The organism is Moraxella sp. TY6 (assembly GCF_048551375.1).
Taxonomy (GTDB): domain Bacteria; phylum Pseudomonadota; class Gammaproteobacteria; order Pseudomonadales; family Moraxellaceae; genus Faucicola.
In genome coordinates this window covers 42332-67980 of sequence record NZ_JBLYZJ010000012.1, presented here as the reverse complement: position 1 = coordinate 67980, position 25649 = coordinate 42332, and the positions used below count along the sequence as shown (strand labels likewise).

At 41.7% G+C, this 25649-nt stretch carries 20 protein-coding genes and 1 tRNA gene; 15 read left to right on the top strand and 6 right to left on the bottom strand.

Features of this window, described 5'->3' with window-relative positions; genetic code table 11:
* Positions 1–93 precede the first annotated feature (93 nt).
* The 5 genes from ACK1U4_RS09535 (at position 94) to ACK1U4_RS09515 (ending at position 5512) form a co-directional block, all read left to right on the top strand.
* Positions 94–1086, top strand: a complete 993-nt coding sequence (locus ACK1U4_RS09535; RefSeq protein ID WP_419401375.1) for a DUF932 domain-containing protein — start codon at positions 94–96, stop codon at positions 1084–1086.
* Between the two features lie 109 nt (positions 1087–1195).
* Complete coding sequence (locus tag ACK1U4_RS09530) at positions 1196–2296, top strand: YqaJ viral recombinase family protein (protein ID WP_419401374.1); 1101 nt, start codon at positions 1196–1198, stop codon at positions 2294–2296.
* Positions 2297–2462: 166 nt separating this feature from the next.
* Positions 2463–3398, top strand: coding sequence for a hydrolase or metal-binding protein (locus ACK1U4_RS09525; RefSeq protein ID WP_419401373.1), 936 nt, complete (start codon positions 2463–2465; stop codon positions 3396–3398).
* A 90-nt stretch (positions 3399–3488) separates the two neighbouring features.
* Positions 3489–3737 (top strand): helix-turn-helix transcriptional regulator, encoded by a 249-nt coding sequence (locus ACK1U4_RS09520; RefSeq protein ID WP_419401372.1) that lies wholly within the window; start codon positions 3489–3491, stop codon positions 3735–3737.
* Positions 3738–3823: 86 nt separating this feature from the next.
* A complete protein-coding gene (locus ACK1U4_RS09515) occupies positions 3824–5512 on the top strand; it encodes an RNA-binding domain-containing protein (RefSeq protein WP_419401371.1) in 1689 nt (562 codons plus the stop codon).
* A 39-nt stretch (positions 5513–5551) separates the two neighbouring features.
* Here the strand turns inward: ACK1U4_RS09515 and ACK1U4_RS09510 are convergent, their stop codons facing one another.
* The gene (locus tag ACK1U4_RS09510) at positions 5552–5806 is read right to left on the bottom strand and encodes a helix-turn-helix domain-containing protein (protein WP_419401370.1); all 255 of its coding nucleotides are present in this window, start codon (positions 5804–5806) and stop codon (positions 5552–5554) included.
* A 257-nt stretch (positions 5807–6063) separates the two neighbouring features.
* Between ACK1U4_RS09510 and ACK1U4_RS09505 the strand changes: the two genes are divergently transcribed.
* From ACK1U4_RS09505 to ACK1U4_RS09490, 4 genes are all read left to right on the top strand, one after another.
* Positions 6064–6984, top strand: a complete 921-nt coding sequence (locus ACK1U4_RS09505; RefSeq protein WP_419401369.1) for a helix-turn-helix transcriptional regulator — start codon at positions 6064–6066, stop codon at positions 6982–6984.
* An 85-nt stretch (positions 6985–7069) separates the two neighbouring features.
* On the top strand, positions 7070–9556 hold the full coding sequence (locus tag ACK1U4_RS09500; protein ID WP_419401368.1) for a dynamin family protein: 2487 nt from the start codon (positions 7070–7072) through the stop codon (positions 9554–9556).
* Positions 9557–9626: 70 nt separating this feature from the next.
* A complete protein-coding gene (locus ACK1U4_RS09495; RefSeq protein WP_419401367.1) occupies positions 9627–10523 on the top strand; it encodes a diguanylate cyclase regulator RdcB family protein in 897 nt (298 codons plus the stop codon).
* Between the two features lie 12 nt (positions 10524–10535).
* Positions 10536–11600: a patatin-like phospholipase family protein gene (locus ACK1U4_RS09490; protein WP_419401366.1), complete on the top strand. Its 1065-nt coding sequence runs from the start codon at positions 10536–10538 to the stop codon at positions 11598–11600.
* Between the two features lie 398 nt (positions 11601–11998).
* Here ACK1U4_RS09490 and ACK1U4_RS09485 read toward each other — a convergent pair whose 3' ends face one another.
* Complete coding sequence (locus ACK1U4_RS09485) at positions 11999–13363, bottom strand: tyrosine-type recombinase/integrase (protein ID WP_419401365.1); 1365 nt, start codon at positions 13361–13363, stop codon at positions 11999–12001.
* Positions 13364–13638: 275 nt separating this feature from the next.
* On the opposite strand from ACK1U4_RS09485, the gene ACK1U4_RS09480 reads away from it, so the two are divergent.
* The 6 genes from ACK1U4_RS09480 to truB all read left to right on the top strand — a co-directional run bounded on the left by ACK1U4_RS09480 (position 13639) and on the right by truB (position 20745).
* Positions 13639–13715, top strand: a tRNA-Met gene (locus ACK1U4_RS09480).
* A gap of 215 nt (positions 13716–13930) precedes the next feature.
* Positions 13931–14425, top strand: a complete 495-nt coding sequence (rimP, locus tag ACK1U4_RS09475; protein WP_419401364.1) for a ribosome maturation factor RimP — start codon at positions 13931–13933, stop codon at positions 14423–14425.
* A 129-nt stretch (positions 14426–14554) separates the two neighbouring features.
* A complete protein-coding gene (gene nusA / locus ACK1U4_RS09470) occupies positions 14555–16039 on the top strand; it encodes a transcription termination factor NusA (protein WP_419401363.1) in 1485 nt (494 codons plus the stop codon).
* A 13-nt stretch (positions 16040–16052) separates the two neighbouring features.
* The gene (gene infB, locus ACK1U4_RS09465; RefSeq protein ID WP_419401362.1) at positions 16053–18854 is read left to right on the top strand and encodes a translation initiation factor IF-2; all 2802 of its coding nucleotides are present in this window, start codon (positions 16053–16055) and stop codon (positions 18852–18854) included.
* Positions 18855–19388: 534 nt separating this feature from the next.
* A complete protein-coding gene (locus tag ACK1U4_RS09460) occupies positions 19389–19799 on the top strand; it encodes a ribosome-binding factor A (RefSeq protein ID WP_419401361.1) in 411 nt (136 codons plus the stop codon).
* The gene (gene truB, locus ACK1U4_RS09455; protein ID WP_419401360.1) at positions 19786–20745 is read left to right on the top strand and encodes a tRNA pseudouridine(55) synthase TruB; all 960 of its coding nucleotides are present in this window, start codon (positions 19786–19788) and stop codon (positions 20743–20745) included. The genes ACK1U4_RS09460 and truB overlap by 14 nt, the downstream gene beginning before the upstream one ends.
* A gap of 170 nt (positions 20746–20915) precedes the next feature.
* Here the strand turns inward: truB and ACK1U4_RS09450 are convergent, their stop codons facing one another.
* From ACK1U4_RS09450 to ACK1U4_RS09435, 4 genes are all read right to left on the bottom strand, one after another.
* On the bottom strand, positions 20916–21416 hold the full coding sequence (locus ACK1U4_RS09450; protein ID WP_419401359.1) for a hypothetical protein: 501 nt from the start codon (positions 21414–21416) through the stop codon (positions 20916–20918).
* A gap of 24 nt (positions 21417–21440) precedes the next feature.
* Entirely contained in the window at positions 21441–22886 is a 1446-nt protein-coding gene (locus ACK1U4_RS09445; protein WP_419401358.1) for a hypothetical protein, read from the bottom strand.
* Positions 22887–23117: 231 nt separating this feature from the next.
* Positions 23118–23348 carry a YheV family putative metal-binding protein gene (locus tag ACK1U4_RS09440; protein WP_419401357.1) on the bottom strand — a complete coding sequence of 77 codons (231 nt, stop codon included), beginning with the start codon at positions 23346–23348 and terminating at the stop codon, positions 23118–23120.
* 81 nt (positions 23349–23429) lie between these two features.
* Positions 23430–25538 carry a M3 family metallopeptidase gene (locus ACK1U4_RS09435; RefSeq protein WP_419401356.1) on the bottom strand — a complete coding sequence of 703 codons (2109 nt, stop codon included), beginning with the start codon at positions 25536–25538 and terminating at the stop codon, positions 23430–23432.
* Positions 25539–25649 lie beyond the last annotated feature (111 nt).

Genomic DNA, 25649 nt, shown 5'->3' with positions numbered 1-25649 from the left:
GGCGACTTGACGATATTGATAAACTGTTCTTCTATTTTATGTGGATTTGTAGTAGTTTTTGATTTCTTTTACTATATTTAAAGGAGCAATCTCATGTCACACGAAGTACAAACAATGGCATACGTTGGCGACACCCCTTGGCACGGACTAGGCAACGAACTAACCCCCAATCAGCCCATTGAAGTATGGGCGGAGCAAGCAGGTATGAACTGGCGGATTGAATCATCTGACGTTAGCTACTACGCCCATAACGACAAAGGCGGTGATTTAATTATGCCGTTTCCTGACCAAAAGGTGCTATATCGTTCAGATACCCTAGAGCCGTTATCAGTTGTTAGCCAACGCTACCAAGAAGTTCAGCCTAGCGAAATTCTAGAATTTTACCGTGATTTGACTGAACAAGCCGACTTTGAACTGGAAACCGCAGGGGTATTAAAAGGTGGTCGTAAATTCTGGGCGTTAGCCAAAACAGGACAATCCACTGCGTTAAAAGGCAAAGATGTCAGTAATGGCTATATTCTACTGGCAACCGCTTGTGATGGCACATTGGCAACAACGGCTCAATTTACCTCAATCCGAGTGGTTTGTAATAACACCTTGGCGATTTCATTGGCAGATAAAAGCGGTGGCTTAGTGAAAGTCCCTCATTCGACTGTCTTTGAAGCTGAAAAGGTTAAAAACCAACTTGGTATTTCGGTGAAACAATGGCAGGAGCATATGTACCAAATGAAGCAACTTACTGAACGGCGTGTCACTCAAAAAGAAGCCACCAACTACTTGAACAAGCTATTCAACAATGTGGATGACGATATCATCATGTTCCCTACCAACAAGAAAACTCAACAAGCCGTACCGAATGCCAAAGCCATGAACCAAATCATGACCATGTTCAACGGTCAAGGACGAGGGGCAGAATTGGATTCGGCTCGTGATACTGCCTACGGCTTGCTGTGTGCGGTGACCGAATTTGTTGACCATGAACGTAGAGCGATGTCCACCGACCACCGTTTGGATTCAGCTTGGTTTGGTACAGGGGCAAACTTAAAGCAAAAAGGCTTGGAGGAAGCCATGCGACTGATAGCTTAACTCAATTTATCAAACCGTATTAACCACGTTCTAACAATAGGGCGTGGTTTTTTTATGCCCTTCATTTTTTACCATAAATCAAAACATCATATTTAACAAGGAAATTTCCATGAATGATTTAACCCTACCCATTCAACCTAAAGCAAGCAACGACAGCCAAACCGTCAAGGTATTGGCGGTCAACCCCATGTTAGCTAAAACTAATTCAGCTACAAAACCAAGTGATACTATCAAACCCAAATCCGCCAAACGCCTTGCCGAAACCAAATCCTTATCGCACCAAGACTGGTTAGCTGTGCGTAATCAAGGCATTGGGGGTAGTGACAGTGCCTCCGCTTGTGGGCTAAATCCCTATATGTCACGCCTTGAACTGTGGTTAATCAAGACAGGGCGGATAAATGCGGATTTGTCGGATGAGCTAATAGAAAACGCCTATTCGCCTTTGTATTGGGGCAAAGAGCTTGAGCCACTCATTGCCAAATACTACACCGCCAAAACAGGTAACAAGGTTCGGCGTGTCAATGCGGTATTGCAACACCCCGACCCCGATAAATCTTTCATGCTTGCCAATTTGGATTATGCGGTAAACAAGTCCGAAGTGGGTGTATTGGAAATCAAAACCGCTGGTGAGCATGGGGCAAAGCTATGGAAAGATGGCGTACCGTTATATGTCATTTGCCAAGTGCAACATCAGTTAGCCGTCACTGGCAAACAACTGGCTCATGTTTGCGTGCTGATTTGTGGACATGAAGCCAAGCTGTTTGAGGTGAAGCGTGATGACTTGTTCATTGAGCAGTTGATTGAACAAGAAAGACGCTTTTGGGACTATGTGCAACAAGACATTGCCCCACCTGCCGATGGTAGCGATTCATCAGCCAAGGCATTACAGCAGTTGTATAGCACCACTTATGGCGAAGCGGTGGATTTTAGCGACAATGACACCGTCAATGAGTGGTTTACTCAGTTAAAGGAACAAAAAGAACTGGTCGATAAACACCAACACCAATTTGACTTTTTTAAACAACAAATCCAACAAGCGATGAAACAAGCCGAATTTGCCACCTTTGCCACAGGTTCGGTGAGTTGGAAAAAGTCTAAAGATAGTATCAGTCTAGACAGCAAGGCGTTATTAGCAGACAAGCCCGAATTGCTTGAGCGGTATTCGCAAGTGAAACAAGGTAGCAGACGTTTTTTAGTCAATGCCAAGTAGCCATCAAAGCGAGTGTATTAAGTTAAGGCAATTTGTCCAATCCCAAGCATTTTATCGTACCGCCCCTGTTTGTCAGTCAAGCAGGGGTTTTTTATTTGTCTTAAAACAATTGATTTAACCAAATCAAATTAATCAAGTCAAATCAAACAAAATAAGGAGTATTCCCATGATTAAAGGTTTAACCATCACACCGCCTATTTTAGGCAGAATTACCATCGGAAAAGTGGTTGAGAAAAACGGCAAACGCTTACCCGAAAAAGACGACCAATTTACCATCACCACGCAAGTGCAAAGTAAAGACGGTTGGATAAAACATCCCATTGATGACAAGCTACGCCAAAATGCCAACTTAACCAGTAATGGCAAACTACGGCAAATCCCTGTGCGGATGTTGTTCAACACGCCCGAACTAAACTTACGAGCGGAATATACCCTGTTTGATAGACAGACAGGCAGACCGCTATGTGTTGGTAATGGCGAGCAATGTCAACGGCGTACCCAAAATGGGGTTGAGCAGTTACCGTGTCCCAGTCCAGAGCTGTGTCCGATGGGGCAGAATGGTAACTGTAAGGTGTTTGGTCGGCTGTATGCCAATTTGGACGATTCAGACGAGTTAGGTTCGTTTATCTTTCGCACGACTGGCTACAATTCAATCCGCACGCTGATGGCTCGCCTTAGCTATTTTAATGCAGTATCGGGTGGCTTGTTATCCAATTTGCCGTTGCAACTCACCATTCGAGGCAAAAGCACGACCCAAAGTTATCGCACTCCCATTTATTACGTAGATTTGACTTTGCAGGATAACATGAGTTTAAAACAGGCGGTTGAGAACGCCCAAGCAATTCATGCGGAACAAGTGAAGTCAGGTTTTAATCAACAGGCATTGGAGACGGTGGCTCAACTGGGCTATGCCAATTCTGCGTTTGAGATGGATAGTGATGAAGGGTTGGCGATTGTGGAGGAGTTTTATAATGCCGAAGCCAATGCGGATAACGAGATACGCCAGCCACAGCCCCAAGGTATTTATGCTGATGATATTCCGTCTGAGTATTGGCAGTCGATGGAGCAGGGGCTAAGGCAAAGTGTGAGGAAGGTGAGTTGATACGGACAGTATGAGATACCGTAAAAAAATATGAGACAGCGAATTGATATGAAAGGTAATTGCCTTTTATATCAATTTAAGGAGCTAATCATGAATACTATCAATACCACCAATCCAACTTTTGCCACCATCATCATACCACAGCTAATCTCAATCCAAGATGTCATCCAATGTACAGGTTTAAGCCGTGCTACGATTTATCGGATGATTGATGAAAAGTCAGAGCATTACGACCCAACCTTTCCCAAAAAGGTACAGCTTTCACAAGTGCGTATTGCTTGGGTAGCTAGCGAAGTGGCAGAATGGATTAATCAGAAAATCGCCAGTCGGTCTGCGTGACTGACGGCATAAATAAGTCTGTGGAATGCAGGCTTATTTTTTTTAATAAAGTAGGCTACAATAACCTAAACCATAGGACATCTACCATGTTTACTCAAGCCCAAATCCTAGACATTATTCACCTTGGCGAGTCCATGACCACTGAGTTTAAAAGTGACCGCTCAAAGCTATCTGATAATGATTTGATATCTGCGATTGTCTGTCTTGCCAATTCTGATGGTGGTTATCTTTTAGTGGGTGTAGAAGACAATGGGGACATCACAGGACTACACAAAAGCCACCAAAATACGCAAGCCTTGGCAAGCTTTGTTGCCAGTCGCACCACGCCATCACTATCCGTTCAAGTCGATAAAGTGACGATTGATAGTATTGATATTGCGGTTATTAGCGTGCCAAAATTTCAAGGGATTGTCGCCACCACTGACGGACTCATTCAACGTCGTCGGTTAAAGGCAGATGGTTCACCCGAATGTGTGCCTTTTCAACCGCATGAATTTATCCAACGCCAATCAAGCCTAAAGCTGATTGACCCATCCGCACTGCCGATGATGGACGTAGCAGTTAGCCAATTAGACCCAATTCAGCGATTACGTTTACGCAGAGCTATCAACACATACGGTGGTGATAGAGCGTTAGCCAGTCTTGATGATGAGCAATTAGACCTTGCGTTAAGCTTGGTTATCGAGCAAGACGGCAAGCTTTATCCTACTTTGGCAGGGCTGTTGATACTTGGCACAGAAGATTTGTTAAAACGTCATTTACCCAGTCACGAGGTCGCTTTTCAAGTATTATCGGGTACAGACGTTAAGGTCAATGAGTTCTTTAAAAAACCCTTGCTTGAGACCTTTGAAGAAGTTGAACTGTTATTTCGCTCACGGGTGGAAGAGCAAGAAGTACAAATCGGCTTATTCCGCACACCGATTCCCAATTATAGTAGAAGTGGTTTTCGTGAAGCCTTTGTCAATGCGTTGGTTCACAGGGATTATAGCCGTTTGGGTATGGTACAAATTAAGCTAGACGATTCTGGCTTAACTATCAATAGCACAGGTGGCTTTATTGAGGGGGTGAATTTAGACAATTTGTTGGTCGCTCCCCCTCGCTCACGCAATCCACTGTTGGCTGATATCATGAAACGTATCGGCTTGGCAGAGCGAACAGGTCGAGGCATTGACCGTATTTTTGAGGGAATGCTCCGCTATGGTCGCCCTGCTCCTGATTATAGCCAATCAACCAGCATCAGTGTTGAACTGTATTTAAGTAACGCCAAAGCCGATGTTGAATTCTTGAAAATGATTATTGAGCAAGAAGAAAAACAAGGCTATGAGATGCCGATTGACAGCTTAATTATTCTTAGCCGTTTGCGTGAAGAAAGACGTTTAATGACCGCAGATTTTGTGACATCCGTACAAAAATCAGAAACCAATGTCAGAGGTGTATTAGAAAAACTGACCGAAGCAGGTTTAATCGAAGCTCATGGTACTGGTCGAGGGCGAAGCTATACGTTAAGCTTGTCGGTTTATCAGAAAGCAGGGGAAACTATCAAGTATGTACGTCAGACTGGATTCAGTGAGCTACAAAAGCCCCAAATGGTGATAAATGCTATCAAAGCCAATGGCTATGTCAAACGAGCTGATGTGGTAGAGCTTTGTTTTGTGACTGAAAAACAGGCAACGACATTGCTTAAACAGATGGTCGATAACGGTCAGTTGGTAAGGCAAGGTAATTCAAGAAATACCCATTATGTTCTGCCAAATGGCACGAATAGGATTGAATAGGATTGAATAGGCACGAATAATCTATTTATCATGGCAACTTTACACCTCTTTAACCATAGCTGATGGCGATTCAAACTTTGCAATGACCAGTGAAGGGGTTAAGCCTAGCACCTCACACAGTTGCATAAATTCCATCACATCCATTTTCCTTTCCCGCCCCTCAATTTTAGCAATATAGGATTGGGGTTTTTCTAGCCATTCAGCAACTTGCTGTTGGGTCAGCCCTTGCCGTTTACGACTGGCAATCAATTCATCTATTAATAACCCATACCTTTCACTATGAATAGTTTTCAAGCATAACCCTACCAACTTAAAATTAAGTTGATATTGTTATCCGTTTTTAGGATAATCCCATTTTAGGATATTTACTAAAATTTTATCATTGTAGATTTTCTATGACACCACCTGTCAATGCCATCAATTATCATTGGATTATTGGTGTGATACGCTGTAAGTGTAGCGAAAAAATGTCATCAACAATTTTTCTGTAACATCAATTGCATTTACAAAAAGTTACTTTTTAATACCTTGGTGGCATTAAGGACAAACTCATGACAAAGCCCAGTAAAAACGAAGAATTCTCTATCCGACTGGTCAGTATCCTACAAAAACTCAATAACGGTGAAACTCTTAAAATTGATGAATTAGCCGAAACTCATCAAACTTCTGTCCGCACTATACAACGAGATTTTCACGAAAGATTGGCATTTATGCCATTAGAGAAAATCGATGCCAACAGCTACCGTCTTGAACCTAGCTATCTTGGCAAACTCACCATTGCCGATATTAAGCGTTTTGCGGACTTTGCCAGTGTCAGTGAGCTGTTTAGTAAGGTTGACCAAAACTTTTTTCATAAATACCTGTTAGACAGTATCAATATCAAAGGCTTTAATTATGAAAGCATTGGCAATAAGCAAGCTGAGTTTGATTTGATTAATCAAGCGATTGTGAATCGACAATATTTATCCTTTCATTATCGTAGGGTAAAAGCCAAAGCCAGTGATAGCAGTGTGGCGTATGTGGTTCAGCCTTATAAGTTGGTGAATAAAAGTGGCGTGTGGTATCTGATAGCGATACATGATGACAAGATTAAGGTGTTTAGTTTTACTCGGATTAGCTTGCCTAAAGTTGAAGATGATACGTTTGTGGTTGATAAGGCTATCAATGAGCGTATCGAGGCTGGTGATGGGATTTATTTTGAGGGTGTGATTGATGAGGTGATTCTCAAGGTGGATGGTGAGGTGGCGGTGTATTTCACGAGACGTAATCTATTGCCGAATCAAGAAATCATGCGAGAGTTGACGGATGGTACGTTGATTGTGGCGTGTAAAAAGGTGCATGAGCAGGAGATTTTACCGTTAATTCGTTATTGGATTCCTTATGTGGATGTTGTCGCCCCTGATGCGATGAAGGTGAAGCTTGTGCAACAGTTGCAGGGGTATTTGGAGAAACCAAATAAGGACAGTTTTTAGAGGTTGTTTTGCAGGATATTTATTATTAGTTAATGATATTTTTCAGTAGTTTAAACATTAATAGCAATATTTTAAGGAGTTTACCATGTCAGTAGAATCAATGAACCTTGATGACATCAATGGCTATAAAAAAACCACTTTGCAAATTCTTAATAAGCAAATTGAGATTTTGCAAAGCTTAGATGGTATTTTGAAACAAGAATCTAAAGATAAAGATGATAGTAAACAAGGTATTTTAACCGTTGAAAAATCCCATGATTTTCAGCAGATTCTTAAAAATGAAATTACTAAACTAGAAAAATTTGATGTTGTGCTTGCTGTTGTTGGCACAATGAAAGCAGGTAAATCAACTACTATCAACGCCATTGTTGGGCGTGAAATTTTACCAAACCGTAATCGTCCAATGACTGCATTACCAACACTTATTTGCCATAAGCCAAATCAAACAACCCCTACCCTTACCATTAATCCAACGGTTATTAATAACTTCTTGGAGAAGCTAAAAGATAAATTACATCTTGTGCCTAAGTCTGAAGCTATGCACGAAGATATGAAAAGATTGATTGACTTTGTCAGTACAGGTGGTAAATTCCAAACATTGTACACAGGAGAGCAAAGCATATTTGATTTTTTGTATATGCTTAACGATTTGGTTCGTCTATCAAAGAAAATTAGCGATATTCAAGAAAACCAAGATGAAACAGCCATTTTACATTTCCCTTTTGATGAATATAAAAATTTTGAAAACTTACCTCGAATTGATGTTGCCTTTAATTTAGAGGGAGATTTTGAGACAGCAGGTCGTTTTATGTTGTTGGACACAGCGGGTCCGAATGAAGCAGGTCAAGATGAATTAAAAGAAGCCTTAGCACAGCAGTTAGAACGTAGTTCGGCAGTGATGATTGTATTAGATTATACTCAGCTAAATTCTGATGCTGAGAAGGATGTCAAAGAGCAAATTAGTAAAATCCCAACAGTACAGAAATCTCGCCTATTTGCCTTAGTCAATAAATTTGACCAAAAAAATGCCAATGCTGATGATGCTGACTCTACTCGCACTCATATTTTTCATAATCTTTTGAAAGATAGAATTGAGTTAGACAATATTTATGCAATTTCTGCCAGTAATCATTATTTAGCTGAAAGAATGGCTACACAGATTAACAATGATAAATCAATACCTGCTTATGAAAAAAACACTTGGATTGCTGATTTTGCTCATAAAGCATTTGGTGAAGATGCAGAGGATGACTATCCTGATGCAAGCTTAGATAAAATTGTGAGAAAGGTTGAGAGCGTACGAAAGAAAGGAAGAATGTCTGAACCATTAAATAATATCGTCATCAATATGCAAAAAAACGCCCCATTTATTGCTATGCAATCTGCATTAGCAGGGGCAAGTCATGTATTTGATAACTTGCATAACACTTTAGATATTCGTGGTTTTTTTGCGAAATATGAAAATATGTCTGCACAAGAAATTGATAGGCTAACCAATTTACTGAACGACTTAAAGGCACAAAAAGAACATTGGGACATAAGCAAACAAGAGCTAATTAATAAAGTTGATGAATCGAAAAGAAATATATTACTTAAAGTAAACTTAGAAGATAAGTTGAAAATTATTAGTTTGGAAACACAGCGTTCAATATCTAATATGTTTGAAGAAGAAATGAATACTGCAAAAAAGCAGGAAATGGATGCTCTTGCCCAAAACAAAGGCATAAACAGAATAATAAATATCTTAACACCAAAAAGCGAAGCACAGGTAGCAAAAGAAAAAGAAGACTTAGATAAAATTCGTGCTAGAGCCAAATCTGATGGTAATAATTTAGTATTTTCTAGCGAAGCTGACTTAAAGGAATTTAAAGAGAAAGCTGTGAAAACAGTGGAAAAATTTGTCGATGACAATGTCGTTCAAGCGTTTGATTCACTATTAGATGAAAGTATAGAGGCTGTTAAAGAATTAACAAATGACATCAACCAAAATAGTCTTAAGTTACTCAAAGAAATAAAAAGCGATTTTTCTGAAGAAGGTATTGATTTACGCATTGATTTTGATGCAATGAAAAATTTACAAAAGCAAAAGGCTAAAGTGGGCAGTATTGACTTAAAAGAGCGAAGAAAAGATTTTACAGAAAGGCGTCAAGAGTCAGGGTTTTTTGGTAAAGCCAAGAGGGGTTTAGGTGGACTATTTGGTAAAAGTTGGGGTACATACACTGTTGAGTATTCTACTTTTACCATCTCCAAACAAAAAACTATTGACCTTTTAATCAAGATTATCGATAAAGAGTTTCTATTCCCTTTAAGAAAACAAGTTGAAGATAAGACACAAGAGCTATTAAAGCAAAGTACAGATTATATTGATAATTTTGGAAAGAAAGTTACAGAAATCGTAAATGAAACACAGAAGGGTATTCAGCTTGAAAGTGAGATAAAAAGTAAATCAAAAGATGAACAGCAATCTTATAAAAATACAATTTTACAAGCTAAACACGACCATGACACTATGAAAGCTGATTGGGAAAGTGTTGCTGAAAAATTTAAAGTTGAAGAAATTAAATCTGCTTAAATAATAACAAAAGCATACGAAAACTATCCTATAGCTTATAGGATAGTTTTGGCGTATCAAGGAGCAACCCATGCAACTAGCCCCTATTCATCTTGACAAAATAAACGAAACTTTCCCTTACCTAAAAGATAAAATGGTTATCGACTTTGTCAATGGACTAGATGTCGCTAATCGCCTCAATCAGCACCAAAAAGAAGTATCACAAAGTTTTTTCAAACGTAATTTTCACATCTTGAATGGCAAAACCCAAATGGCTCAAGAAAACATCAATGACCATGTCATTGCTGGATTGGAGGCTTGCCAAGGGTATTTTCAAGAAATCTCCCAACATCAACAAGCCCATGCTAATGCCATCATGACGCTTAATACTGCTTTGAGCCAAACACAAAATAATGTCGCAGAAATCGCTCATTTTGTCGCTGACTTACAAGAACAGGTGCAAGAAATCAATCATCAGCTTTCATCTCGTATTGACCGTCTAGAGTGGTCAGATAGAGCAGATAGACAATTACAAAATGTCCTCAGTGCGTGGGAAGCAGAGCAATATGTCGAGCTATCACCAATGGGTCAGTGTTTTTTAGTCTTAGATACTTTAAAGTGGGGCGATTTTGGGCTGTTCTTGCAACAGTTAAATCCTACTGAGCGTGAACAAGAGCTTAATACACTTAAAAATAAAATCATCACAATACAAAAATCACTACTTCATAAAAATGCCACTGACGACTTCCTAAAAAAACAATGGCTAGAACCAACCGCTCATCGTGCAAGTACCCAAGATATGCAGTACGCCTTACAATATCAAGGAGATTGGAGTTGGAAAAATCCTAAACATTCCCCAATGGTATTCACAGCAACACAACTCCCCATGCTAACAGAGAACGTAGAAGAATATGATGACCTAGTAATTGAAATGATTGATATCAATCGAGTAAGCCAACGCATGATGCAAAATATATTTGTGGCATAAGGGATAAAAACGATGAATGATAAAATTGGATTGGTATTGTCAGGCGGTGGGGCAAAAGGTGCGTATCACGTTGGTGTTATGCAGGCGATGCAAGAATTGAATATCCCAGTGGATATGATTGCTGGAGCAAGTATTGGTGCATTAAATGGGGCAATTTTAGCTTCTGCCCCTAATCTCAATGAAGGCATTACACGCATGAAAAACGTATGGCGTGTACTCCCCGAGCAAAACCCTATACAGTTTGGAGTGAGGGGGGTTAGATTTGATTTATCACCGAAGCAATCACTAGGCTACATCACATTTTTAGTTTCGGCGGGTTTAAAATTTAGCAACCCTATTGGTATCGCAACAACATTGGTTCAAAACTTAGAAGTTGAAAGTATTATCAAAGATGATGTCTTACAGGATTTGCTACAGGAATATTTGGATTTGTCACACCTTCAAAAATCCATTCCTTTGTATGTATCAATATTCCCACAGACCCATAATGGTAAAGCATTGACCGATTTTTATATGGGAATTAAAGATGGCTTTCAAACTGAAATATTGGGTATAAATAACCATTCATCAGAGTTTCGTCATATTCAATCCTTGCCACTTGAACAACAAAAAGAAACTATTTTGGCTTCTTCTGCCTTACCTTTGCTGTTTAAAGCCTATCAAGATGAAAACCAATCACGCTATACAGATGGTGGTCAAGGTGGCATGATAAAGTCACAAGGTAATACACCGATTGAACCCCTTATCAAAGCAGGTTGTAAACATATTGTAGTAGTTCATCTCGATGGTACGTCATTATGGCATCGGCATGATTTTCCCGAAGCAAGTATTATTGAGATTCGCCCAAGTATTGATATGGGTGGTTTTGGGGCAATGTTGGATTTTTCTGAAGCCACCGTTACTAAACTTATTCAAACAGGCTATCAAGATGCTATAACAACATTTAAGAAAGTACAAGCAAGTTTAGGTAGTCTATATGCCATGCGTGATAGTACCGAGCGGTTAAAAGAAGTTGGAAATAGTGACAGTAGTCAAAATTTAGAAAACGCAATGGCAAGATTAAGAGCGAGTAAGTAAGACATACTGTAATAATTCAAACCTCATCTGACAGATATTCATAAAGAGAAGGTAGGCTTGTCAGATTAGGTTTGGACTAACACATTAAAATGTTTGGGTAATGTGATTATCTTGTATGGTGACTTGTCTGCTATCTTGTACGGCAATATTTATATCGGTCAAACAATCCTCATGAATCGGCAAGCTAATCAAAAAGTAGCTATGTTCATCATCCATTTCAAAAATTGGGAAATTTAGTTCTGCTGTTTTCTTCTGCCACGCCAACAATAAAATAGCTACTGCTTAGATTGTACAAATTATTGATATTAGTCAGTAATTTATGTTGCATACTCAACACTAAAAAGAAGAAATAAAGTTTTTTATAAATACTGTATATTTTATTAATTTTTAATAAATAATCAATTTAATAATTTTAATAAACTTTCTTTGCCCATCTGATTTGCAAGTATCTCAAGCATTTTAGCAGGGTCTTGGATGGTATTGCCTTGTAAGCGATTTTTAAAGCGTGTGGTATCTTCCTCATTGCGTAACGCATCTAGGTAATCCGCCCATGTTTGCATCATCTCGATTCTATCATCTAAAAACTCAAATCGTCCATAAGCTGTGCCGTTTTGGTCTTTGGTGATATGACCCAAGCCCATTTCGACAATGACCGCAGGATACTTTAGCTGTTCTTGTAGCATGGTTTTGGCACTTGCACGAAAACCATGCACACAATGGATGTCTTTATAACCCAGTTCTTTTAAATGGTTATTAGCAGTTACATCTGAAATAACCCCTTTCTTTTTTGCTGATGTACTATGAAAAACATAGTCAGTATGCCCCGTAAACTGATAATGATGCTTCAATATCTCAATGGCTTGTTTTGACAAAGGCACAACCATTTCATGAACCATATTTTCCCTACCCTTGCCTTTCATAGGTTGAAAACGCCATTTACTCTCTTCAAAATCAATATCGCCCCACTTCATATGCCTTAAATCGCCATTACGCACAAATAACAAGGGTAACAGACGTAGCGAGGTGATTGTATTAGCATCTACCTTATTGGCAATAGATTCAATATCTCGCAATAACTGTCCAAACGCCAAAGGCTTAATAATCGCAGGTCTATGTCCATAACGAGGTTTATCCAATTGACTTTTCATAAGCATAGCAGGATTGTTGATACAATGACCTCTAGTAATTGCATAGGTAAATATATCACTGGCAATACTGGCACAACGCTCCGCCTTTTGAGTAGGCACACCATTGGCTTGTAGCGAATGTTGTTGGATATCTAATAATACCTCCAACATTTTAGGTGAACTGATTTCACTAATCGGCATATCCCCTAGATAGCTACACAATAACGCAATATGATTACGCTTACGATTAATTGTATTATCAGCAAGTGTTGATTCAATCGTTTTAAAATAACACTGTGAAAAGTAATCAAACGTATTACGATTCTCATCTATAATGTTTTGCTTTACTTGTTCTCTGTGACTTTTGGGGTCAATGTTTTTGCTTAATAATTCGGTATATTCTTGCCATAACTCCCCTGCCCTAGCTAAAGATATGCTAGGATAAACACCAAGCGAGATTCGTTGTCTTTTACCATTAATTGGTGAAGTGTAACGAAAAATCCAAGACTTTGTGCCATTGGGTCGTACCATCAAAAAAAGATTTGGTCGTTGCGATACCCCAACCAAATATTCTTTATCTTCGGCTTTATGGCTACTGATACTACGGTCTGTGCTTATAGTTTTGCGTTCTGACATATTAATTTCCTTGTCTAACCAATTTTTTTAGTGTACCATGCAGTGTACCAAAAGAGCAGAGATTAAGTGTTCATCATGAAACAGTATGATTTAACCAAATCATGCAACTTATTGATGAATCTAGTGATGTGATACGGTATGGTACTATATGAATGGAAGGTTGTACTCTCTCCATTCGCACCAAAATTTGAGCGTTAGTATATTTTTTTAATAAATCACTCAAATAAGCCTTGACAAGTATATGAATTATCTTTAGAATATGCCTTCTAAATTGTTGCGGGGTGGAGCAGTCTGGTAGCTCGTCGGGCTCATAACCCGAAGGTCGTTGGTTCAAATCCAGCCCCCGCTACCACTTTTTAGTTAATTAAAAATTTGTTATTTGATACGAATTTTTAATTCTACACACTTTTATTAAGTTAAAAGCCCACCAATTTGTTTGTGGGTTTTTTTGTATCTATCGGTTTATCAATTGCATTTTTTTTGCTAGATTAACCCTTATCGTGATTCAACATACCATGAATACATTCACCTTTAACTTAAAAAGCTTTTAGGAAGCCAAAAAAAGACATGAAACTATCAACTAAAGTCGCTGAGTTGACCCAAATTATTGAGCCAGCGGTGACCGCTTGTGATGTGAGTTTGTGGGGAATTGAGTTTGTTCCCCAAGGGCGTAAATCGCTGTTACGTATTTATATTGAGTCATTGCCTGAGGATAAAGCAGGGGGTCAGCAGGTGACCATTGAGGATTGTGCTGCCGTGACCCATCAAGTCAGTGGCGTACTCGATGTCCATGACCCGATTGCAGGTGAATACATGCTTGAGGTGTCTTCCCCAGGGCTTGACCGTTCGTTCTTTTCTGCCAATCAATTACATGATTATGTGGGACAAACCATCAGTTTGCGTTTGATTCATGCGATTGGTGCAGGCACAGAAAAACGCCGTAAAGTGACAGGCGTGCTATCTGCCATTGATGATAAGCAGTTGAGCATTCAGGCAGACAATGAGCTTATCAGCGTGGTGTTGGATAATATTGATAAAGCCAATTTGGTGTATCAATTTTAACCTATCAATATTAACCAATTTAAATAACGACTAAATTTTACTCGTTGTGCAGGGTTAAAACCTTTTGCTTATTCAGTCTTTTGTTAACATGATGATGTTTAACAAAAATAGCTAACCGTAGGTGATTAAATGAATCGAGAAATTTTGACAGTTGTCGAAACTGTAAGTAATGAAAAAGGCTTAAACCCTGAAGATATTTTTGAGGCGATTGAGCAAGCCTTGGTGGTATCAACCAAGAAAAAGGTCTATAGTGAGCAACCTGAGGTCGCAATTCGTGTGCATATCGACCGCAAAACAGGCGATTATGACACCTATCGTTTTTGGACAGTGGTTGCTGATGAAGACCACGAAATGCCCGCTTGCCAACTTGCCATTACTGATTTAGACCAAGATGAGTGGAAAATCGGTGATGTCAAAGAAGAACAAATCGAGTCCATTGAATTTGGTCGTATCGCTGCCACCCAAGCCAAACAGGTGATTATCCAAAAAATCCGTGAAGCCGAGCGTTCATTGGTCGCAGATGCGTTTGAACCTCGTGTGGGCGAGATGATTACAGGTGAGGTCAAAAAACCTGCTCGTGATGGCTATATCATTGATTTGGGTGATAATGTTGAAGGTTATTTGCCTCGTGACAAGATGTTACCTCGTGAGCAATTACGTGCCAAAAGCCGTATCAATGCAATTTTAGAGCAAGTCAATCGTGACAATCGTGGGGCTCAATTGGTGTTATCACGCACCTCACCCCAAATGCTGATTGCCTTGATGCAAAAAGAAGTGCCAGAAATCGCCGAACAAATCATCGAAATCCGTGATGTCGCTCGCCAACCTGGTTTAAGAGCGAAAATCTCGGTTAAAACCAATGACCATCGTATCGACCCAGTCGGTGCGTGTATCGGTATGCGTGGCACACGTATCCAAGCGGTACAGCAAGAACTTGAAGGCGAACGCATTGATGTGGTAGTGTGGTCAGATGATCCTGTCCAATACATCATCAGTGCCTTAGAGCCTGCGGACGTTGACCGTATCATCCTTGATGAAGATACCAAAATTGCCGATATTATTTTCGCCACCAATGACCAATTGGCTCGTGCCATTGGCTCACAAGGGCAAAACGTGCGTTTGGCTTCTGAGTTGACAGGCTATCGCCTCAATATGATGCTTGAAGACGAATACAACGCCAAACAAGAAACCGAAACCAAAGTCTATCGTGATTTATTCTACCATCGCCTAGAAGTAGACGAAGACCTTGCCCAAGCCTTGGTTGATATCGGCTTTACGACCCTTGAGGAAGTTGCCTATGTACCAGCCGAAACATTTTATGACATTGACGGTTTAGACGATGAAGCCATTGATGCCATTCAAGAGCGTGCCAAAGAAGCGGTAATTGCCGATGAATTGGTCAAACAACAAAATATCAAAGAGCCAAGCCCAGAACTCCTTAACATGGAAGGCATGACTGCCGCATGGGCGTACAAACTTGCCGAACGTGATGTTATCACCCTTGATGACCTTGCAGAACAAGCCATTTTTGACATTCAAGACATCGAAGGCTTGGACGAAAAAACCGCAGGTGAGTTGATTATGAAAGCTCGTGAATCATGGTTTAACGAATAATAAAGGTGTATGAATGGCAGATAAAACCGTCAAAGAACTTGCAGAAATGAGCAAAAATACGACCGTTGATGCAATCAAAAAACAACTGGTTGATGCTGGTCTGCCTGCTCGTGGCGATAACGACATCGTCACCGAACGGGAACAAGAACAGCTCGTGGCGTATCTAAAACACAGCCACGGCGAACAAGAAAAATCTCGCATCAGCATTAACCGCAAACAAACCTCGACTGCTAAAGTCACAGGTACGTCTGGTAAAGCGAAAAACGTTGAAGTAGAAAGACGTAAAAAAGTCGTGTTTGAAAAACCCAACCCAGAAAAAATGGCCCAAGAACTTGAAGCCCAAAAGCAAGCTGCTGTTGAAAAAGCTGAAAAAGCCAAAGCCCTAGCAGAACAAAAAGCCAAAGAGCAACAAGCCAAAGAGCAAGCCAAAAAGGAAGCCGAACAACGTCAGCAAGCGACCCTTGCTGCCATGCGTGCCAATTTGGGCGGTGGTAAAAAAGACAGCAATGACAGCAGTGTCACGACTAGCAGTGTCGTAGTGCGTAAAGGCAAAACAGAAGATAGCTCGACCTCTGCGGTCAGCAGTGTATCGGTCGAAGTGCGTAAAGGCGACAAAAAAGCCACTACACCTGCAAAACCTGTCAAAAAAGCAGATGTGAAAAAAGAAAGCGATGCTGAACGCAAAGCCCGTGAAGCGGAAGAAGAACGCTTACGTAAGTTGGAAGCTGAAAGTCGCCGTAAATCAGCGGAAGAAGCTCAACAACGCACTTTAGAGCAAATGCGTCAGATGGCAAGCAAATACGCCAATGACACCGAACCAACCACTACCACTGTGGTACGTGGCAAGGATGAACCCTTGGCTGAAGGTCTAGTCGGAGCGGCACTTGAAGACTCATTTGAACAAGAACGCCGTGAAATCAAACGTGGCTCAACCACCTCTGCCAACAAAAACCGCCGTCGTCGCCGTGATGATGATGGCGAACAGGAAATCAAGAACCGCAGTCGTGGGCTAAAATCCTCACAGGCAAACAAACATAAGTTTGAAAAACCTGTGGAAAAAATCGTACATAACGTTGAAATTGGCGAAACCATCATCGTATCTGACCTTGCTCAAAAAATGGCAATCAAGGCACGTGAAGTGGTCAAAATGCTGATGAAAATGGGTGAATTGGCACGTGAAAGCGAAGCCATTGACCAAGAAACCGCTGCGTTATTGGTCGAAGAACTCGGTCATAACCCTGTGTTGGTCAGCTCGACCCAAGTTGAAGACTCACTGCGTGAAGCGGTGGGCGAAAAGAGTAGTAATATTCAATCTCGTCCGCCTGTCGTCACCATCATGGGTCACGTTGACCACGGTAAAACCTCATTGCTTGACAAAATCCGCTCAACCAAAGTGGCATCAGGTGAAGCAGGTGGTATTACACAGCACATTGGTGCATACCATGTTGAAACTGACCAAGGCGTTATCACCTTCCTTGACACCCCCGGTCACGCCGCCTTTACTGCGATGCGTTCTCGTGGTGCAAAAGCCACTGATATCGTGGTATTGGTCGTGGCTGCCGATGATGGCTTGATGCCTCAAACTGCCGAAGCAATTGACCATGCTCGTGCCGCAGGTACACCGATTATCGTTGCCATTAACAAAATGGACAAAGACAGTGCCGACCCTGACCGTGTGATGAACGAATTGACCACCAAAGAAGTCGTGCCAGAAGAATGGGGCGGTGATACACCGATTGTTAAAGTATCAGCGTTAACAGGTCAAGGCATTGACGAATTACTTGAAGTGATTCACCTACAAGCCGAAGTCATGGAACTTGAAGTTGCCACTGACGGTGCTGCTCAAGGTGTCGTTATCGAATCTCGCCTTGAAAAAGGTCGTGGTGCAGTGGTCAGCGTATTGGTCAAACAAGGTACGCTAAACCAAGGTGATTTGGTATTGGCAGGCGAATATTATGGGCGTGTGCGTGCGATGACCGATGAAAATGGTCAACGTATTACCACGGCAGGCCCTTCAATTCCTGTTGAAATTCTCGGTTTACCAGACACCCCAATGGCAGGTAGTGAGTTCATGGTGGTGGATGATGAGAAAAAAGCCCGTGAAGTCGCTGAATACCGTACCGTGCGTGAGCGTGAAAAAGTGCTTGAGCGTCAAGCCAAATCACGTCTTGAAAATCTCTTTGACCAAATGAACGATGCCAAACTACCATCAGTAAATTTGATTCTCAAAACCGATGTGCGTGGTTCATTGGAAGCATTGCTTGCCTCATTGGATGAACTATCTACCGATGAAGTGAAAGTTAAAGTCATTTCATCAGGCGTAGGCCCTATTTCAGAATCGGATGTGGTACTTGCCGAATCTAGCGAAGCGGTACTATTGGGCTTTAATGTGCGTGCCGACAATGCCGCCAAACGCAAAGCCGATGAATCAGGACTGGACATTCGCTATTACAGCGTGATTTATGGCTTGATTGACGATGTTAAAGCTGCCATGAGCGGTCTATTAGCCCCAGAACACCGTGAACAAATCTTGGGTATTGCTGAAGTGCGTGAAGTATTCCATTCAAGTCGCTTTGGTTATGCCGCAGGTTGTATGGTCATGGAAGGCAATATTATCCGTAATAAGCCGATTCGTGTACTGCGTGATGACCAAGTGGTATTTACAGGTCAACTGCAATCACTTCGCCGTTTTAAAGACGATGTCAATGAAGTACGTGCAGGTATGGAATGTGGTCTAGCGGTAAAAGGCTATGAAGTCAAAGCAGGCGATAAAATCGAAGTCTTTGAAATCCATGAAGTTAAACGCACCCTGTAATCGTGTGTAATCTTAGGTGGGTTAACCAACTTTCTTTGGCTTAATTCACCGATATAGGACTTACGCATTTAGCCAAATCGTAGGTTGGGTAGAGCTTGCGACACCCAACAATTTGAAGGCTTTATGTTGGGTGTCATTCTTTCCACCCAACCTACAAATGGCATTTTTGCGTAAGCCCTACGATATATAGTAGATACAATTAGGAATCATCTTTGCAGATTTTGGGCGTATACAATACGCCCCTACAAAATCCACGTTAATTGCTAATTCAACTCACTATATAAGGCTGTATCAACGCTTTAAATTATTAATAAAAGGTCTAATTTAAACGTTAGACCTTTTTTATAAGACCTTTTAAAAGTAAGGTGCGTCCCACGCACCCAAAAATGACAAAGATATAGTAATTTGAAATAGAAATAATCTACCTTGTTGTAGGGGCGTATTGCATACGCCCTTTAATAACATGGTTATTTCCCATTAAATTAACTATAAAGAGTGCGTAAGACACACCTTACAATATTTTAGGAATATAACATGAACCAACGTTTACAACGATTAGCCGACCAAATCCAACGTGATTTAGCCGTACTAATCCGTGACGAAGTCAACGACCCACGTTTGACAGGCTTTGTCACCATTTCGAGTGTCAAAATTAGCCCAGATTTGGGTTATGCCGACATCTACGTCACCATCATGGAAAAATCCATGGACGATGCGATGGCAAAGGATTATCACACCGAAAGCCTTGATGTATTAAACAAAGCCAGTGGTTTTTTACGTACCCAACTTAGCCATTTGTTAAAAACTCGCACCACCCCTCGCCTACGCTTCCATTATGATGAAGTCACCGCCAATGCCAACTATATGATGAATTTGATTTCTAAAGCGGTGCAAAGCAGTGATGGTAATGCTAGCGAAGAAAATCCTAACAATGATGCAAGCTAAATCCATCGTTTCAGGCGTATTACTCATTGACAAGCCCCAAGGCATGACTTCACAACAAGTCGTGTCCAAGGTCAAGTATTTGCTAAAATCCCCTGTCCATGACAGCAAAAAAGCAGGGCATACAGGTACGCTTGACCCGATGGCGACTGGCTTACTGCCAATTTGTCTAGGTGAAGCGACCAAATTTAGCCATTATCAACTCGAAGCCATCAAATCCTACCAAGCCATTATCAAATTGGGTGAGCAAACCGACACAGGCGATGCCGAGGGGCAAGTGATTGCCACCGCTCCGTTACTCAACCTAGACACAGCCAACCTTGATACCACTACTTTAGAGGGTGTTCGTCAGCAGTTTTTGGGTGAGCAAACCCAAATTCCACCCATGTATTCCGCCCTCAAAAAAGACGGCAAAAAACTGTATGAACTGGCTCGTGAAGGTATTGAAATTGAGCGTGAGGCTCGAAATATTACTATTTTTCAGCTTGACCTCAAGCCACTATCTGCCAATGAGTTACAACTGAACGTAACTTGTTCCAAAGGCACGTATGTGCGTGTATTGGGGGAAGATATCGCCAAAGCTCTCGGTACTTTGGGGCATTTGACTGCCCTTAGACGTACCGCCACAGGTGATTTTAGCCTTGAGAATGCGATAACGTTGGCTGACTTTGAGCAGTTGGATTTTGAGGCACGTTTTGACAAGCTATTGCCAGTGGATGAATGTGTTAAAACTTTGCCAAGGCTACAACTGGATGAAGCACAAGCGGAACGTATCAAACACGGTCAACGTCTTAATATCAAAACGGATGCAACTCAACAACAGGTTTTAAGCGACAATACACAAGAAGTACGCCTATTTTGTGGTGAACAGTTTTTGGGGATTGCTGAATTGGAAGCCAATGGACGATTACAGCCAATTAAATTGGTGAATAACCTAAATTCGGTATAACAAACGCTATTATTATTGATAAGTCTATGATTCTAAAATAATTTACATTCGTAAGGTGCGTCATACGCACCATTCAAAATCAATATCTTCAATCGGTGCGTATGACGCACCTTACCTTTCTGAGGTGAAATAGTTGATGGGCTTTAGTTAAAGCAATAGCTCTATACACACTAACGATATAGTACCACATTCAATCGACTGATAGGCTGTAGGTATTTTTCGACCATCGGTAAAATCGCCCCGTCAAAACTCAAATCCGTTGGGATTATCAAATCATCACTCCCAAGCAATGCCACACGGCGAATGCCATCATAACGACCCCATCGCATCAGCAATGGCTCAAGGGCTTGAAAACACCCTTGTATGGCAGACAGATGCGGTGAGCTTTCACTAACTGTTGTCACTGCCATCATCACGATAAATTTGGGCTTGGATACCGCTCGTCCCACACCCATACCGATTAAATCTTGTTGCACGTCCAATACCAAGATTTCCCCCAATGCCAATTCGCTACGCTCACAGATTTGCTTATATTGGGCATATTGTTCTGGGTATAACGATTGAAATCTTAGCAGTAGGCGATGACGAAAAATGCCCGACACTGGGACGGGCATGATTAACGCTTGATAGCGGTCTTGAAACAAGGTGGATTGATTGGCAATCGTCAGCATGATTTAACGTCAGTCGCCTGAGGGTTATGGCTTGGCTGGTGCGGTTTTACCTGCTTTTTCGGCGGCCTTTTGTTGTTCCAATTGAGCCACTTGTTGCTCTAGCAATTTGATACGCTCTTCTTTTTTGCTTGATAGCTCATTCATCATGGCAAGCTGTTCTTCAATCATTTTTTCTTGCTCTTTTAGCTGATTACTCTGCTCTGCCAAGCGGTCGATTTCTTCTTTGGCAATCGCTGGGTCAGTCGGTACAGCAGGGGCAAGGATTTGCTCTGGGGTAGCAACTGGGGCGACTTTGGTCGCTGTGTCGCTGGCTGTACTGGCTGAGGTCGTGGTGGCGGTGGCAGTCGAAGCCGAAGTTGAGGCGGTAGCTGAGGCACTGGCAGTCGCTGAAGCTACACTGGCGACCGTGGGTGTGGATGCAGGGGCAGAAGCAACAGGTTTTGGTTTGACCACAGGGGCAACAACTGGGGCTGGTGCAGGGGTATCATTGTTCATTTGGGTCAAGAAATACCATGCCCCCACCGCCAATAATACCAACGGCAATAACAATAATAATAGCTTGTTGGGCTGTTTGGCAGATTTGTTAGGGACGTTAGGGGTATTGGGGGTGTTGACAATTTTATCTACTTTTTTATCTTTTTTATCTTTTTTATCTTTTTTGTCTTTTTTACCAAACCCACCAAATGCAAATTTTTTGCCTTTGGTTTTTGCTACAGGTACAGCTGAGTTGGCAGGGATGTCTTCAGGTAAGGATGACTGTAACACTGAGTCATCATTGGCTATATTAAGCAACTCATCATAAGCATCAGCTGGCTTATTCATACTCAAAGGTGCTAAGTTATCTTGAGCATTTTGTTGCAGATGATGGGCTTGGGTATCTAAAGCGTCTAACGTATCTAGATTATCTAAACTATCTAAATTATCTAGGGCATCAAAAGTCGGCTCAGACGTGGTGGCAGATGGCGTATGGATAGCTTGGGCAGTTGATGGCGTGGCGGTCATCTTAGGCTCTTGGAAGTCCAAATTATCAAATGCCATCATTTCATCAAAATTGATGTCTGAGGTGTGTGTTTGCCCTGTGGTGGCTGTGCTAGGCGTATTAACAACAGGCGTAGCCGTGGTCAAATCACCCAAGTCAAAATTGTCAAAATCTAAAATATCGGTATTGTTGGCTTGCTGGGCAACAGGTGCGGTATTTTGGCTAGGTTTTGTGCCGAACAAGTCATCATCTAAACTACTTAAGTCCAACGCTTCTAGCGAAAATTCATCCATGGGGTCTTTATTGGGATTCAGATTAGTATTTGTACTATTTGCAGTCATGGCTGGCTCGTGATTAATTTTTGTTAAGTCTAATCCTTCGTCTAGCAGATTTGGCTCATCAGCAAGGTCAGGGATTGAGGTGTTGGCAAGGGGGTCAGCAGATAACTTTGCTGGTTCTTTGGGTTCTTTTTTTAGGCTAAATAGTTTCATTTGGGGGAGTTTCCCTTTTAATCACTTGATATTATTAGCATTTTATAAACCCTTATCCATCGTCTACATGAGCGTAACACAGAATTTAGGGCGATGGGGCGTGTAAACATTTCATCAAATGGCAATCGTTGTTTACAGTTAATGATTACTATAGCAAAGATACAGCAAAAATAAAATTGTTTAGGATAAAATTGCTTTTTTTTAAGCCAAAATGTTGTATGCAATAAGCCGTTATTTAAACTGTACCACGCCAACTTCATCGGTTTGGTTGACTTGCTGAATTAGGGGCAATTCCTCTTTGGTCGGTCGGCGTTCGCTGTAGCCACAGGCGACACATTCAATGTATTCGTCTAGGATCGGTTCAAAGAGGGTGATTTGGACGGTTTTGTCAAGTTCACCGCAGTTTTTACAGGTCACACCTGCCAAAAATTGGCGTTTTGGGCGGTTGGATTGGTAACGCATGATTTTTTCCAAATAATAAACCAAATATTAATGAGGGCGTATACAATACGCCCCTACCACAATGCGATATTTATCAATATTTTACCACGATTGTGTATGTTGATTATCACTATCATCACTCAGCAATTCATCATAAAACCCTGAATGGCGAAGCAACGCCTCAATACTCGCTTCACGCCCACGAAACGCCTCAAAATTCACTTTGGCATCTCGAGAACCGCCCCTTGCCAAAATCTGCTCACGAAATGCCTTGCCTGTATCGGCATTAAAAATCCCCTCTTGCTCGAATTTATCAAACGCATCAGCCGACAACAGTTCCGCCCATTTATACGAATAATATCCTGCCGAGTAACCCCCTGCAAAAATATGACTAAATCCATTGGCAAAGCGGTTATACTCTGCCACAGGTATAATCGCCACGTCTTGTCGCACTTGGTTTAACAACTCAAGCAAGTCCTCATAGCTCGTTTCAGAACGCTTGGCATGAAGCAATAAATCAAACAACGCAAATTCTAACTGACGAAGCGTTTGCATACCGCTTTGGAAATTTTTAGCAGACAATAAACTGTTGAGCATAGCCATTGGCAAGGTATCGCCTGTTTCGACATGACCGCTAATCAATGCAATGCCTTCAGCGTGCCACGCCCAATTTTCCAAAAACTGACTGGGTAACTCGACCGCATCCCATTCAACACCGTTCACCCCTGCCACATCGCTGACGCTGACTTCGGTGAGTAAATGGTGCAAGCCATGCCCAAATTCATGGAACAAAGTCGTGACTTCATCATGGGTCAACAGGCTCGGTTTACCATCAATCGAGGGGCTAAAATTTGCGACCATAAAGCACACAGGCAACTGCTGATGACCGCTTGGGGTGTGCTGATAACGGGCTTGGAAGCCACTCATCCACGCACCGCCACGCTTGCCTTGACGGGCATATAAATCAAAATAAAAACCGCCAACCAATTCGCCTTTATCATCAAGAATGTGGTAAAAACGCACATCATCGTGCCAACGCTGTACGCTATCGGTTTGTTCGACAATGGTCACCGCAAACAGGCGTTTGACAATCTCAAACAAACCTGCAATCACAGTCGGTAACGGAAAATACGGACGTACCGCTTCTTGGGAGAGGTTAAATTTGCGTTGTTTGACTTTTTCTGCCAAATACGCCGTATCCCACGCTTTTACCTCTTCGATATCAAATGCCAAGCCCTCGGTTTGTAGCTGTTTAAGGTCTTGGAGGGCAAAGGGTTTGGCACGCACCGCCAAATCACGCAAAAACTGCGCCACAGTCGCCACATCATCCGCCATTTTGGTGGCAAGCGACAGTTCGGCATAATTGGTAAAGCCGAGTAATTGTGCCTTTTGTTGGCGTTTTGCCAAAATCTCGACCATGATATCGGCATTGTTAAATTCAGGTTTGACAAAATTTTCAGAGGCACGAGTGACATACGCATGATACAGTTGTTCACGTAACGCTCGGTCATCGGCATAGGTCATCACCGCCAAATACACAGGAATATTAAGGGTTGCGACATATTCAGTCGGTGTGGTGTCGCCTGTTTGCTCACGGTAGCGTTGCCCTGCATCGGCAAGCATCGCAAGGGCGGTATCGGGCAATCCTGCCAACTGGTCTTGGGTCAAGGGTAAAAAATAACTTTGCGTTGCGTCCAGTACATTGTCCGAGAATTTGGCAGATAAACTCGATAATTCGGTAGCAAGCTTGGCAAATTGTTGCTGTTGCTCGCTTGGCAATGCCACGCCTGATAATTCAAAACCTTGTTTGGCAAGGGTTAAGGCTCTTTGACGTGCTGGCTCAAGGTTATCAAAAAATGGCGTATCGGCAATGATTTGTTGATAACGGCTAAATAACGCCAAATGCTGTCCCACACTGGTGCTGTAGTCGGACACTTGGGGCAATAGCTCGTGGTGCAAGGCACGAATGTCATCACTGCTCATCACGCTATTAAGGTGTGATAGCAAGCCCCAACTGCGGTCTAGGCTCATGTTGACGTGTTCAAAGGCAATTATATCGTTAAATGCGTGTTGGCTATCGCTTGCGGTCGGTTCATCATCGAGCATTGCCAAAAATGCCTTGCCATCGTCCAATGCGTCAAGGATTTGGGTTTTGAGGGTAGTCAAATCGACTTGGTGAAAATTCACAAGGTGTAAGTTGTGGGTCGGCATGGGTTTTCCTTTATTCTAAATCGACTGTTATAAATCTAATGCGAATACGTTAGTTTAGCAGACCTTTAGTTTAACAAACAGTGGCGTAAAGTTACCACTTTTCACCATTAC